We start from the raw sequence: 259 nt of genomic DNA on the forward strand, positions 1-259 counted from the left end.
TAAGACCTTCAACTCAGGCGTGTTACTCACTCTTCGGTTTTCAGGGAATAATCTTTTTTTACATAGTGCATACTAAGGGCCTATAGCTCAGCTGGTTAGAGCGCACGCCTGATAAGCGTGAGGTCAGTGGTTCGAGTCCACTTAGGCCCACCATTTTTGAATACATGGGGCTATAGCTCAGCTGGGAGAGCGCCTGCCTTGCAAGCAGGAGGTCAGCGGTTCGATCCCGCTTAGCTCCACCATATCAAAACCCTTCCTT

The 259-nt window shown here is 49.8% G+C and carries 2 tRNA genes; both read left to right on the plus strand.

The annotated features are described in order from the left end of the window. Nucleotides 1-76: 76 nt before the first annotated feature. A tRNA-Ile gene (locus AC5WOC_RS21240) sits at nucleotides 77-153 on the plus strand. Nucleotides 154-166: 13 nt separating this feature from the next. Then, nucleotides 167-242: transfer RNA gene (locus tag AC5WOC_RS21245), tRNA-Ala, on the plus strand. The last annotated feature ends 17 nt before the right edge of the window (nucleotides 243-259 follow it).

The sequence above is a fragment of the Shimazuella sp. NTD247 genome (genome assembly GCF_059510415.1).